Source organism: Paracoccus sp. N5 (assembly GCF_000371965.1).
GTDB lineage: Bacteria > Pseudomonadota > Alphaproteobacteria > Rhodobacterales > Rhodobacteraceae > Paracoccus.
Genome location: NZ_AQUO01000001.1, coordinates 456172 through 468972 on the forward strand (window position 1 = coordinate 456172; position 12801 = coordinate 468972).

The window sequence follows — 12801 nt, forward strand, 5'->3', positions numbered from 1 at the left end:
ATCACTCCGGGATCAGGGCGCAGATCAGGGTGAACAGGCGGCGGGCGGTGTCGATGTCGATCTGCGCCTTGCCCTCCAGCCGCTCTTGCAAGGTGCGGGCGCCCTCGTTGTGGATGCCGCGCCGCGCCATGTCGATCGCCTCGATCTGCGCCGGCGGCAGGCGCTTGACCGCGTCGAAATAGCTGGCGCAGATCTGGAAATAGTCCTTCACGGTCTGGCGGAACGGACCCAGCGACAGGTGGAACTCGGCCAGTCGGTCGCCGGCCTCGGTCGCGATGTCGAAGACCAGGCGCTTTTCGCGCACCGCCAGCGCCAAGGCATAGGGGCCCTGCGGCACCGGCGCGCCCTCGCGGCCCGGCAGCACGAAGCTGTTGTCCTCGAGCAGGTCGAAGACGGCGACGCGGCGGTCCTGCTCCATGCCCGGGGTCGGCGGCGGCAGGGCGCTGTCGTCGATCTCGATCCGGCAGATGCGGTCGGTGCTGGCCTGGCTCATCCATTCCCCCCGTTCAATGCCGCAAGCCGGGCCGAGACCGACCGGCCATGCGCGCCCAACCCTTCCGATTCGGCCAGCCTGACCGCCGCCGGGCCGATGGCGGCCAGCGCCTCGGGGGTCAGCCGGGCGATGGTGGTGCGCTTGAGAAAATCCATCACCGACAGGCCCGAAGAGAACCGCGCCGAGCGCGCCGTCGGCAGCACGTGATTCGGCCCGCTGACGTAATCGCCCACCGCTTCCGGCGTCCAGCCGCCCAGGAAAATGGCGCCGGCATGGCAGATCTGGCCGGCCAGCGCCTCGGGGTCGTCGACGCAAAGCTCCAGATGCTCGGGCGCGAGCCGGTCGGACAGCGCCGCCGCCTCGGCAAGGTCGCGGGTCACGATCACCGTGCCATAGTCGCGCCAGCTGGCGCCGGCAACGGCGGCGCGCGGCAGCATCGGCAGCAGGCGCTCGACCTCCGCCACCACGGCGCGGGCCAGATCTGCGTCGGGCGTGATCAGGATCGACTGGGCATCGGCGTCATGCTCGGCCTGGGCCAGCAAGTCCAAGGCCAGCCATTCCGGGTTCTGCGCGCCTTCGGCGATGATCAGCACCTCGGAGGGGCCGGCGATCATGTCGATGCCGACGCGGCCGAAAACGTGCCGCTTGGCCGCCGCGACATAGGCATTGCCGGGGCCGGTGATCTTGTCCACCGGCCGGATGGTTGCGGTGCCATAGGCCATGGCGGCGACGGCCTGGGCACCGCCGATGCGATAGACCTCGTCGACGCCGGCCAGTTCGGCGGCCAGCAGCACCAACGGATTGACCACGCCGTCGGGCGTCGGCACGCAGATCACCAGCCGCTCGACCCCCGCCACCCGCGCCGGAATCGCGTTCATCAGCACCGACGAGGGATAGCTCGCCTGCCCGCCCGGAACGTAAAGCCCCGCCGCCGAGACCGGCGTCCAGCGCCAACCCAGGCTCGCGCCCTCGGGGTCGGTCCAGCGCATGTCCTCGGGCATCTGCCGGGCGTGATAGGCGCGGATGCGGTTCGCCGCCATGACCAGCGCCGCGCGATCCTCGGCCGAGACACGCGCGGTCTCGGCAGCGATCTCACCGGCGCTGAAGGCCAGCGTCTCCGGCGTCAGGGAAAGCCGGTCGAAGCGCGTGGTCAGGTCGACCAGCGCCGCGTCGCCGCGCGCCCGCACATCGGCGATGATCGCAGCCACGGCCTCGTTCACATCCGCCGCATCCTCGCGCTTCATCGACAGGAGCGCTGCGAAGCGTTCGGCGAAATCGGGCTGGGCGGTCGAAAGATGGATGGGCATGGTTCGGGCCTTCAATGACCCGCCCTTGTTAGCGACTGCCGCCATGGGGCTCAAGCGGCTATGCTGCCGCCTGAACCGCCCCGTCCATCCCAGCTTGCCCGGCCGGGATCGGGTATTTTGGGAGCAAAGAAGCAGGACGCGACCTGCGCTTCTTCGTTCTTCAAATACCCATCGCAACCGTGCCACAGGCGCAGCCGCAGGCCATTGTGCGCGGACGCTCAGCTATCCGGATGCCGCGGCAGCTTGCCCGAGGGCGCGAGGTAGGGCCGCGTCACGTCGCGCAGCTCGACATTCAGGCATTCGGCATCCACGGCCAGCGTGCCATCGCCGGCGAATTCCAGCAGCAGCCGGCCGGCGCCGTCCTGGCCCGGCAGCCATTGCAGCGTCAGCAGCTCCAGGATCAGGTCGCGATCCTTGCGGTCGATGCCGTCGCTCTGCACCCGCTGCACATCGCCGATCAGCAGCACCGCGCGCACCCGCTCATAGGGGCGGCTCTCGCGGCGGGCGGCCTCGGCATCCTCCCAGCGGAAGCGGTTGAGCAGCAGCGCCAACTGGCGGTGGCGGGCATCATAGGCGATCTCGGTCACCGGCAGGATCGCGTCCTGCGCCAGCGTCGCGATGATCACCAGATCCTCGGCATCGCTCGCCATCAACGCCAGCGGCGCCGGATCGGCGTCCTGGAAACTCGCGTCAGCCATCGGCCGTCCCCTCCTTGATGCGTTCGATCTGGGCGCCGACGCCGCGCAGCTTGCGCACGACCTTCTCGTAGCCGCGATCCAGGTGGTAGACCCGGCTGACGATGGTCTCGCCCTCGGCCGCCAGCCCGGCCAGGATCAGGCTGACCGAGGCACGCAGGTCGGTCGCCATCACCGGGGCGCCGCGCAGCTTCTCGACGCCGTGGACGGTGGCATGGCCGCCGTGGACCTCGATCCGGGCGCCCATGCGGGTCAGCTCGGGGGCGTGCATGAAGCGGTTCTCGAAGATCTTCTCCTCCAGCACCGAGGTGCCCTCGGCCGTGCACAAGAGCGCCATCATCTGCGCCTGCAGGTCGGTCGGGAAGCCCGGGAAGGGCTCGGTCACCACATCCACCGCCCGCACCCGGCCGTTCTTGCGCGAGACCTTGAGGCCGCGCTCGGTCTCGACCACGTCGATGCCGGCGGCGTCGAGCTTTTCGCAGAAGGCCGCGACAAGGTCGATGCGGCCGCCGAGGCATTCGACCTCGCCGCCGCAGATCGCCGGGGCGAGCATATAGGTGCCAAGCTCGATCCGGTCGGTGACCACGGGATGGGTGGCGCCGCGCAACGCCTGCACGCCCTCGACGGTGATGGTCGAGGTGCCCTCGCCCTCGATCTGCGCGCCCATGCGGCGCAGGCATTCGGCCAGGTCGACGATCTCGGGCTCGCGCGCGGCATTGTTGATGACCGTGGTGCCGCGCGCCAGCGTCGCGGCCATCAGCGCATTCTCGGTCGCGCCGACCGAAACCAGCGGGAAGTCGATGACCGCGCCCCTGAGCCCGCCCGCGGGCGCCTTGGCATGGACATAGCCCTCGCGCAGGTCGAGCTCCGCCCCCATCGCCTCGAGCGCCTTCAGGTGCAGGTCCACCGGCCGCGCGCCGATGGCGCAGCCGCCGGGCAGCGACACGACCGCATGACCGTCGCGCGCCAGCATCGGCCCCAGCACCAGGATCGAGGCCCGCATCTTGCGCACGATATCGTAATCGGCGGTGTGGTTGTTCAGGTCATGGCTCGAGAGCGCCAGCACCTCGCCATCCTGCAGGCTGGCCACCTCGGCTCCGAGCGATTGCAGCAGCGCGGTCATGGTGCGGATGTCCGAGAGCCGCGGCGCATTGGTCAGCGTCAGCGGCTGGTCGGTCAACAGCGTCGCGGGCATCAGCGTCAGGCAGGCGTTCTTGGCGCCGGCGATGGGAATCTCGCCCTTGAGCGGCCCGTTACCCCTTACAATGATCTGGTCCATCTATTCCTCGTTCCCGGGCGCGCCCTGATCCGGCGTCTGTTGCCCATGCTGCTCGTCTTGCGAATCCGCCTCGGCCCGCGCGCGGCCCTGCGCCTTGCGCCGCGCCAGATTGGCCCGCAGCGCGGCCTTCAGCCGCGCCTCGCGCGTGTCGCTCCGGGGGTCGCGGGGTGGTTTGGTCATGCCCACCCTGTTAGCGTCCTTGCCCGCTTGCGTCCAGCGGCGGCGCAAAGGGCGGCGCCGGTCGGCGCAGCGCGATTTTTTGGAAATCCCCCCTTGCGCCTACCCGGTGGTTCGGTCTAAAGCCCCGCCCACGATGCTGTGGTAGCTCAGTGGTAGAGCACTCCCTTGGTAAGGGAGAGGTCGAGAGTTCAATCCTCTCTCACAGCACCATCTTATCCCGTTGATTTGCTGGAATATCCTGATTATTCAGGGGCCTGGACTGCCCTACTGGTACACAGGGCTGGTACACATGGGCTTGAGAATGGCGTCTCCTTGGAAGCATCCCGAGTCGGGAATCTACTACCTGCGCGAACGCATCGCCACGCGGCTGCTGGATGCAGCCAAAGGCCGAACAGCGGTGGTCACGCTGGTCGGCCAACCCTGTCGGGTGAAGCTGGGCCAGCACGTCAAGCTGTCCCTGCGAACCAAGGACATTGCCACAGCCAAGGAACGATACAGGGACGCCTCTGCCGCCCTGCAAGAACATCTGCGGGTGATCCAGCAGACAGCCGAGGACGGGCCTGTGCGACTCACCCAGCGGCAGACAGAGGCCATTGCGGGGGACTACTACCGCGACCTCACCAGCCAGCACGGCAATGAGCCCGGCAGCCCGAAGGAATGGGATGCGGGGCTGACAGCCGTTCAGGAACCCGACCCCGCCGGGCTGGAACGGATGCACGGCGAGGATGCCGACCGGCTGCTGATGGGCCGAGGGCTGGCGGTGGATGACGACAGCCGGGCAAGGCTGCTGCAATCCATGCACCGGGCCTTTGTCCAGTTCGGAGAACAGCAGGTGCGGCGAGGCTCGGGGGATTGGTCCCCGGATGCCAAGGCGGACAGGTTCCCGGCTTTCGAGGATGGGGCGACCAGCACAGGCAAGCCCAGCGCGGTTGCGCCAGACAAGGCCACCGGCCCGACCCTGACCGACCTGTTCGAGGCGTGGGAGAAGGACGCCAGGACCAAGGGCGTTGTGGACAAGACCATCCGGGACTTCCGGCAGAAGCTGGACAGCCTCATTGCCTTCATCGGCCATGACCGGATCGGGGACATAACCCCGCAGGACATCGTGACATGGACCGACCACCTGCGGGACGACCGGGGGCTGACCGGCAAGACCATCGGGCAGAAGTATCTGGCGGTGGCCAAGCGCATGTTCAGCTATGCCAAGTCTCGGGCAATGGGCCTGAATGATCCGACAGACGGTATCGTGGTCGAGACCGCCAAGCGCGTGGTGAACCGGGAAAAGGGCTATACCGATGACGAGGCCCGGAAGGTGCTGGCAGCGGCCAAGGCCGGCGCAGGCATCTCGGACAGGTGGGCCGACCACACCAAGCGGGCAATCCGCTGGGTGCCGTGGATATGCGCCCATACCGGGGCAAGGGTGACGGAGATTGTCCAGCTTAGGCGGGAAGACTTCCAGACCATCGACGGCATCCCATGCATCAGGATCACGCCAGAGGCTGGCTCGGTCAAGACCAAGCAGTTCCGCACCGTGCCCCTGCACCCCCAGCTTGTCCAAGAGGGCCTGCTTGAGATGGTCGAGACCCTGCCCCCCGGCCCCATCTTCTATGCCCCGGGGACAGGCCCGCAGGGCACCAGCGGGCGGATTGGCTGGTGGGTCAAGGAACACGCGAAGGTTTCCGACAAGGACTTGCAGCCGAACCACGCATGGCGACACAGGTTCAAGACGCTTTGCCACGACCACGACATAGCGCAGGAATGGGCCGATGCGATCCAGGGCCATGCCAACGCGAGGGCTGCGGAGAACTACGGCGACCGGAAGGCGAAGGCCAAGCACCGGGAAATCTGCAAGCTCCCGTTCTACAGGATCGGCGGGGATGGGCAGGATGGGAAGCACCCCCGGATGTTTCAGAAGAAAATCCGTGACGGCAAATCATAATAAGGAATTCCGCAGCTTCCCCCGGGTGGCCCCTGCGGCTCGCTTATGAGGGGCCGAGACCGGGCGCTGGGTAAATGGGGGGCACCGTGGCGTGTTCAGTCTCGGCTGGCGGTCATCTTCGCCACGGATGAACCTATCTGGGCAAGCACCCCGAACCCTATGGCAACGAGGACCGTCAAAATGCCCTTGTCGATGACTTCCCCAGAGGTGCCGTTTCCCAAGTAACGGCTCCAAAGTTCCGGGAACTCGGCCAGAGCGAAACCCATGACAACACGCATGGAGCCGAGGACGAAACCAATCCAAGCAACAGCTTGGGCAAGATGAATAAAGAACACATGCAACTCCGCTTCCTTTCAGCCTGCTTAGCAAACCCTACACAGCAAGACCACCTGTCCCGCAGGGTATACCTCAAGAGAACCGTTTGTGGGGTGGTCCGATAAATACGATTTGACAACCCATAGCGAACCAGTAGTATGAGAACCATCCTAACCGAACCGATGGAGTCTCCCGTGTTCATCCGCGCTTACCTTCGGGCATCCACCAAGGACCAGGACGCAGACCGCGCCCGTGCCGACCTCGAACGCTTTGCCGCAGAGAAGGGCCTGCGGATTGCGGCCCGCTATGTCGAGAATGAAAGCGGGGCCAAGCTGGATCGCCCTGAACTGTTCCGGCTGCTGGCCGACTGTGAGCCGGGGGACGTGTTGCTGGTGGAGCAGGTGGACCGGCTAAGCCGGCTGAACGCAGAGGATTGGAACAGGCTCAAGGCCCAGATCACCGCCAAGCGGGTTCGGGTGGTGGCGCTGGACCTGCCCACGTCTCACCAGCTGATCCAGACCGGGGCGGATGAGTTCACCGCAAGGATGCTGGATGCCATTAACGGGATGATGCTGGACATGCTGGCAGCGATTGCCCGCAAGGATTACGAGGACCGGCGCAGGCGGCAGCAGCAGGGCATCGAGAAGGCCAAGGCCAGTGGTGTCTATCGCGGGCGCCCTGCGGATGAGAAGCGGAACGCGGCGATCAAGGACATGCTGAGGGGTGGGCAAAGCTGGTCCAGCATCATCAGCGCCACAGGCTGTTCGCGGTCTACGCTGGCGAGACTGGCGAAGGATGGTTGACAGCAAGGATGCCAGCCCGGGTGCCTGTCATGGGATAATGGGTTTTGACCGGCACCAGCAAGGCACCATGGGATCGCTTCGGGTGGTCCTTCTGGCGTTTCGGGAAGTGGACAGCGTGGCAGGTGACACCGTTCCCACATACGGGCGCATCCGCTCATGGCTGGGCGACAAGCTGCTGATCTATCGGGGAATGGCGGGGGCGAGATGTTCCCACTTATGTGACTAATTCAATGTTTTCAAATAGTTATTGACAGATAGCCCCTGCGGACGGCATCAACAGCGCGATGAACAACCCATCAGATGCGAGGATTATATGCGCTGGTTCTATGTGAACGCTGGTTTCTTTGACGCCTATCTCAGGGCATCCAGATGGTCTCGGCACGAGGGGCCGCGACTGGCGACGTTGCGCGAAGCTGGGTCGTGGGAGGTTTGGCTGGGCTGCGTCTATTTCTCAATCTCTCGGAAGTTCCTGATCCGGGGGTGGTGAAGCCAAGGCTGGTGGCAGCACCCCCAGACATTCAGCAAGGCACCAGAGGGGATCGCGCGGGCGGTCCCCTTGTCGATTGCAGCGGGCGACCAGCACGGTTCATAAGGGAAAATTATAAAATAATTCCAGCTTCATAACGTCCGATTTACCACCCCCTATTGGACAAAATCAGACGGTTTTTCCGGGCCTAGATTGAAAGGAAGTTGACAAATGAAAATGACAAGCACCAGCACGGACACGGACCTGATCACCTATTCCGTATGCGACTTGGCCGACCTGGCTGCGCAGATGGTGGCTCAGGTCGAAACTGCCCAAGCCCTGCACAGCGAGGCATGGATGCAGGAGGTAGCGGGCCGGAAGGAAACTGCCGAGACGCTGCGGGAACTGGCGGATGAACGCACCCATACCGCGCTGCGGGGCCTGACGCATCTGGTCAAGGAACTGAACGAGATGGCCGAGACCCTCGCCGGATAGGCCCAGCAACCCGGCAGACACATCAGCGGATCACAGCCCCGGTTGCCCAGGAGGTAGCCGGGCGGTGCCGCATGGAACAAACCCAGGAATAACTATGGACACCACCACCAAGACCCCGGCCCGTGCCGCTGGGGCGACGAGCATTGCCCTGTCCGAGATCATCGGCGGGGCTGACCTGGATGTCAGGGGCTATCTGTCCCCGCAGCACGTCCACGAATTGCGGCAGGCGATCCGCAGAGGCGACAAGTTCGGTCCCCTGCTGGTCTGGCAAGAGATGGGCGAGAATGGGATGCCGACCGGGAAGTTCGTCCTTCTGGACGGGCGGCACCGCCTTGCAGCATTGCAGGCAGAGAAACGGAGGCCCGCCAAGGTTCTGGCCGAGGTGGTCCAAGGCAGCAAGGCCGAGGCACTGATGCGGGCCGCAGCAAGAAACACCAAGGCAACCTTGCCGCTGACCCGATGGCAGGCCACCAATGCTGCTTGGGCGGTGGTCAGGCTGGATGCAGAGCCGGGCGGGGCGGCACCCTACAGCCTGTCCAAGGCCCAGATCGCCAGAGCCTGTGCCACTTCCGCAAGGACCGTGGCGACCATGCGGGCCAGATGGAAGGCGTGGCCCGAGGGTCAGGAACCGTCCGGGGATTGGCAGCGGGACATGAAGGACCGCAACGGACCACCCGAAGAAATTGACGAGGAGGAGGTCATGCGCAAACAGGAAGCCGAGATTGAGAAGATGGCACAGGCCATTCGCAAGGCCGTGGGTCATGCCCCGGAAGAGGCGTCATGGCTGTTCTATGAGGCGATTGGCCGTGTCCTTGGAGCGCGGGCCGGGGGGCTTGTGGAGTGGCTCGGAGGCAGAGATGGGGATGAAGATGCCCCGGTGACGGGCATTGAAGGCGACCCGCAACGCCGCATCGGACCCGAGCCGGAACCCGAGTTCTGACCCCGCACCTGTGCAATTCATGGATGTGCAAATTGCATAGGCAAGCCCGCTTGTGGATCGACAGTCTGGCCTATCGCGGACGGGGCTTTGGGCTGACCAGAAGGCCCACAGCAGGAAATCCAAGAGGCCAGTTCTTGGGGGAGGCTTTCAGACAGCTTCCCCCGGCGCCCCCACCCAGCGCCCGCGCCGATATCGGCATCTTGACCAGGCGCACAGAACTGGTACACACGCAGGATGCAGGACGGAAAATAATCCAGCAAAAACAAGGGATAGTGCGGAAGTTTGGGGAATTCAATCCTCTCTCACAGCACCATTTTTTCTTGCAAGATCCCAAGAAGATACGCTTTATCAGAGACTTGGAGTGGCCCGACTTACACACAGGGGTCACACACACATGGTCTTGAAAATGCCCCGTCCAACTCAGCGCAAGCCCGGTGCCCCCTTCTACTTTCGTGTCCGTGTTCCTGCCGATCTGGTGGACAGCGTAGGACGGAGGGAATTGTCCTATTCGCTCCAAACCAATGAGGAGGCGGAGGCGAAACGGCTCTTTGCGGCCGAGATGGCAAAGCACCTTGCCCACTGGGAAGCTCTCCGCAAGGGCCCCCAGCCGATCCCCCTACAGACCATTACGGCGCTTTGCGGGGAGTTTTACAGGGAATGGGTGCAGTCGCTCACGGCCGAGCCAGGACCGGCGGGAGTCTGGACGGGAATTTCCGAGATCAACAAAAGGCTTTCCGGCTTGGAAGGGGAGGAGCGACAGCAAGCCTTGGCAGACTGGTACGGCCTCACCGCAGACGGGCTCTTGCTGAGGCACGGACTTGTCCCCGACGAGTTCAGCTACCGCCGCCTTCTGGATCACCTGCACGATACCGTCACGAGGGCCACGGAGACGCTCTCCCGGCGGGCGGAAGGAGACTATGGGCCAGACCCCCACGAGAACCGATTCCCTGCCTCTGTGGTGGTCCCTTCGCCCCCTCCGCAGGCACCCCGACGAAAGCCCGGAGCGTCCCTCTCGGGCCTCTTCGCTGAATGGGAGAAGCAGGCGCGGGCGGATGGCAAGCCTGAGAAAACCATTCGTGACTTCCGCCATAAGGTCGAAGAGCTGCGGGCCTTCCTCAAACATGAGCGTATCCCCGACATAAGGCCGGCGGACATTGTGCGATGGCTGGACTACCTGAGGGACGAAAAGAAACTTAGCGGCAAGACCATCGGCCAGAAATACCTTGCAGCCGTCCGCCTCATGTTCAGCTTCGCCAAGAGCCGCGCCATGGGTCTCCCCGACCCCACCGAGGGCCTCAAGGTCAAGATCCCCAAGCGGCAGACTACGCGGGACAAAGGATTCACCGATCAAGAGGCAAGGCAGATCCTTGCAGCCGCGCGACGAGGGGCAGGCATTTCCGAAAGGATGGCCGATCACATGCGCAGGGCCTACCGATGGGTGCCGTGGATCTGCGCCCATACAGGTGCGCGGGTGAATGAGATTACCCAGATCAGACGGGAGGACCTTCTGACCGTGGACGGCATCCCATGCCTGTGCATCACCCCGGATGCCGGTGCCGTGAAAACAGGTCAGCACAGGATTGTCCCCCTGCACCCCCAGCTTGTCCGCGATGGGCTGGTTGAGGAGATGAAGGCCCTGCCCCGTGGCCCCGTGTTTCACGTCGCTGGCAAGTCAGCCAAAGGCACGGGAGGCAGGCTGGCGGGCTGGGTACGCGAACATGCCAAGATCACCGATCCTGCATTGCAGCCGAACCACGCTTGGCGGCACCGCATGAAGACGGTTTGCCGCCGGGTGGGCATAGACGGGGAATGGGCCGATCATCTGCAAGGCCATGCCAATCCCCGTGCATCGGGCGGATATGGCGAATGGGAGGTCGCGGCCCTCTATCGTGAGGTCTGCAAGCTGCCTGATTATGACGCATGACAGAGCCTCTCAGCACCTCCTCCAGCGCCCCCTTCGCTTCCCCTTACCCCACCCTAGCCGAGATCCTTCACGCCCCTGTACGGCCCTCTCCGTGGCGCTGCGGGGCTGTCGCAGTTAGGGCCTGCTATAGGTCCGGCCAGGGTTCAGCAGGGGGAAGGCGGTAACAACGTGCAGGCCACAGGAGCCCCAGAGAGCCCCGTAGAGCGGCATCTTCGGTTCTTGGCTGGGCTGGTGCCTGAAACCCTCTCATCGCCCTGTACGGCTCACCAGTGCAGGCCGGAGAGGGTATCCGGGGCGGAGCAATTACCCCGTCCTATAGGACAGACACGCGGTTCAACCAGAGATCAGGCCGAGCCCAGGGTTTCCTTCCCGTATGGCCCCGACAGGCTGATTAGGTTGCTCTATAGCCCAGCCTGATTGGCTCCCATGAATTAGGGCACCCTATAGGACATCCAAGGGTTCAGCCATCCCGACAGGGAACAAGACGCTGGATGAGTTCTTCGCCAAGCACTTCGATCCCAACACAGGCCAGTGGGTGCATAAGCATCCTGACAAGGCTGGACTGGAGAGGCTGTATCAGGAGTACTACGGGGAGGACTGAGGGAGAGGGTGAACCATGAGGGGGACATGAGGAGCACCTAAGGGTTCACTAGGGAGGATGGAGGGGGGTAGGAGGGGATCAGCTAATTACCCCTCACTATAGCACAGGGTTCCCCTAAAGATACTTATAGGGTGTATCGTAAGGCTGTTCGATGTGATGTGGAAGGGTTCCTCAGGGAGACCTCCCACCGACCCCCTCCCTCCCAGGAACCTCTTCATGCTGTTCAATGTCATGTGGATCCTTGACCACCCCTTGACAGGACCTCGGCTGCGCCTCGGCCCCATCAAGGGGTCTCAGGATATTTGACGGAAAAATCCGAGGTCCCGCCTCGACAGGATTGAACCCACGCGCACCCCCCGTGCCCCCGCGCGGTCATGGCTCCCGCGCATCGCCTGGGCGCCCACAGAATGGCTCCTGCCCGCGCCTGGCTGCCCGCCGCCCATCCCCTTCATCCGCGCCGTGCGTCTCAATGGGGCTTGGTCTAACGAGGCGTCTCAGTTAACCCGGCTCAGCACCTTCGGATTGTCTCATAAGAATGCAGTTGACATTTTGAGACAGATCCAGCATTAACATCTAAGAACCCATTGAGACACCTTGGAGCCCCGCCATGCTCATCGGCTATGCCCGCACCTCGACCCTCGACCAGAAGGCCGGCCTTGAAGCCCAGACCCGCGACCTTGCCGAGGCAGGGTGCAGTCGGATCTTCCAAGAGGAGGTCTCCTCCGTGGACTTGGCACGGCGGGAGAAGCTCAGCGAAGCCCTTTCCCATGCCCGCCCTGGGGACACCCTTGTCGTCACCAAGCTGGACCGTCTGGCCCGCTCTGTGGCCCACCTGATGGCCCTCACTGCCCAGCTTGAGGATCAGGGCGTGGCCCTGCGCATTCTCTCCATGGGCATTGATACCGCCACCCCGACCGGAAAGCTCATGCTCACCATCCTGGGCGGCGTGGCCGAGTTTGAACGGGAGATCATGCTGGAACGGCAACGCGAGGGCATCGCCAAGGCCAAGGCCGAAGGGAAGTACAAGGGCCGCAAGCCGACCGCACAGGCGAAGGCAGAGGAGGTGCTGAGGCTGCGCAGGGAGGGCATCGGCGGGACTGAGATCGCCAAGCGCCTCGGGATCGGCCGCGCGAGTGTGTATCGGGTGCTGAATGGTGCCGGCGGGGTGGAGTGAGGGTGTTTCAATAGGTCAGCAATGCTGCCATATATGCCGAAGCCCTCCGCTTCTGCCCTGGCCTATCTGTTTGCAGCCACCTCAGTACCCCAACAGCACCCCGACAAACCCCTTTCCCGCACCTTCAAGACCCCTTCTGGCGCCCTTTCCGGCATCCCCGGCCAAGCCCTAGCCGCCCCCAAGAGAGCCC

General features: G+C 64.3%; 12 protein-coding genes and 1 tRNA gene. 7 read left to right on the forward strand and 6 right to left on the reverse strand.

Translation table 11 applies throughout. From position 1 onward, the window contains the following. Nucleotide 1 precedes the first annotated feature (1 nt). From PARN5_RS0102225 to PARN5_RS0102245, 5 genes are all read right to left on the reverse strand, one after another. Nucleotides 2–493 carry a UPF0262 family protein gene (locus tag PARN5_RS0102225; RefSeq protein WP_017998173.1) on the reverse strand — a complete coding sequence of 164 codons (492 nt, stop codon included), beginning with the start codon at nucleotides 491–493 and terminating at the stop codon, nucleotides 2–4. After that, nucleotides 490–1800 carry a histidinol dehydrogenase gene (gene hisD, locus PARN5_RS0102230; protein ID WP_017998174.1) on the reverse strand — a complete coding sequence of 437 codons (1311 nt, stop codon included), beginning with the start codon at nucleotides 1798–1800 and terminating at the stop codon, nucleotides 490–492. Before hisD ends, PARN5_RS0102225 begins: the two co-directional genes overlap by 4 nt. A gap of 218 nt (nucleotides 1801–2018) precedes the next feature. Beyond that, a complete protein-coding gene (locus PARN5_RS0102235) occupies nucleotides 2019–2498 on the reverse strand; it encodes a DUF2948 family protein (protein WP_017998175.1) in 480 nt (159 codons plus the stop codon). Beyond that, entirely contained in the window at nucleotides 2491–3774 is a 1284-nt protein-coding gene (gene murA, locus PARN5_RS0102240) for a UDP-N-acetylglucosamine 1-carboxyvinyltransferase (RefSeq protein ID WP_017998176.1), read from the reverse strand. Before murA ends, PARN5_RS0102235 begins: the two co-directional genes overlap by 8 nt. Next, complete coding sequence (locus PARN5_RS0102245; RefSeq protein WP_017998177.1) at nucleotides 3775–3954, reverse strand: hypothetical protein; 180 nt, start codon at nucleotides 3952–3954, stop codon at nucleotides 3775–3777. A gap of 135 nt (nucleotides 3955–4089) precedes the next feature. Here PARN5_RS0102245 and PARN5_RS0102250 point away from each other — a divergent pair. Both PARN5_RS0102250 and PARN5_RS23150 read left to right on the forward strand, forming a co-directional pair. Then, nucleotides 4090–4164, forward strand: a tRNA-Thr gene (locus tag PARN5_RS0102250). Between the two features lie 79 nt (nucleotides 4165–4243). After that, nucleotides 4244–5893, forward strand: coding sequence for a site-specific integrase (locus PARN5_RS23150; protein ID WP_157403901.1), 1650 nt, complete (start codon nucleotides 4244–4246; stop codon nucleotides 5891–5893). 95 nt (nucleotides 5894–5988) lie between these two features. On the opposite strand, the gene PARN5_RS0102260 is transcribed toward PARN5_RS23150, so the two are convergent. Next, nucleotides 5989–6234 carry a hypothetical protein gene (locus tag PARN5_RS0102260; RefSeq protein WP_017998179.1) on the reverse strand — a complete coding sequence of 82 codons (246 nt, stop codon included), beginning with the start codon at nucleotides 6232–6234 and terminating at the stop codon, nucleotides 5989–5991. A gap of 168 nt (nucleotides 6235–6402) precedes the next feature. Between PARN5_RS0102260 and PARN5_RS0102265 the strand changes: the two genes are divergently transcribed. The 5 genes from PARN5_RS0102265 (at nucleotide 6403) to PARN5_RS0102285 (ending at nucleotide 12611) form a co-directional block, all read left to right on the forward strand. After that, a complete protein-coding gene (locus PARN5_RS0102265) occupies nucleotides 6403–7011 on the forward strand; it encodes a recombinase family protein (protein ID WP_026155121.1) in 609 nt (202 codons plus the stop codon). Between the two features lie 697 nt (nucleotides 7012–7708). Further along, nucleotides 7709–7972 carry a hypothetical protein gene (locus PARN5_RS0102270; protein ID WP_017998181.1) on the forward strand — a complete coding sequence of 88 codons (264 nt, stop codon included), beginning with the start codon at nucleotides 7709–7711 and terminating at the stop codon, nucleotides 7970–7972. Nucleotides 7973–8066: 94 nt separating this feature from the next. After that, nucleotides 8067–8912 carry a ParB/RepB/Spo0J family partition protein gene (locus tag PARN5_RS0102275; protein ID WP_017998182.1) on the forward strand — a complete coding sequence of 282 codons (846 nt, stop codon included), beginning with the start codon at nucleotides 8067–8069 and terminating at the stop codon, nucleotides 8910–8912. A gap of 406 nt (nucleotides 8913–9318) precedes the next feature. After that, nucleotides 9319–10836 (forward strand): DUF6538 domain-containing protein, encoded by a 1518-nt coding sequence (locus tag PARN5_RS21450; RefSeq protein ID WP_346420634.1) that lies wholly within the window; start codon nucleotides 9319–9321, stop codon nucleotides 10834–10836. Nucleotides 10837–12044: 1208 nt separating this feature from the next. Further along, nucleotides 12045–12611, forward strand: a complete 567-nt coding sequence (locus tag PARN5_RS0102285) for a recombinase family protein (RefSeq protein ID WP_017998184.1) — start codon at nucleotides 12045–12047, stop codon at nucleotides 12609–12611. The last annotated feature ends 190 nt before the right edge of the window (nucleotides 12612–12801 follow it).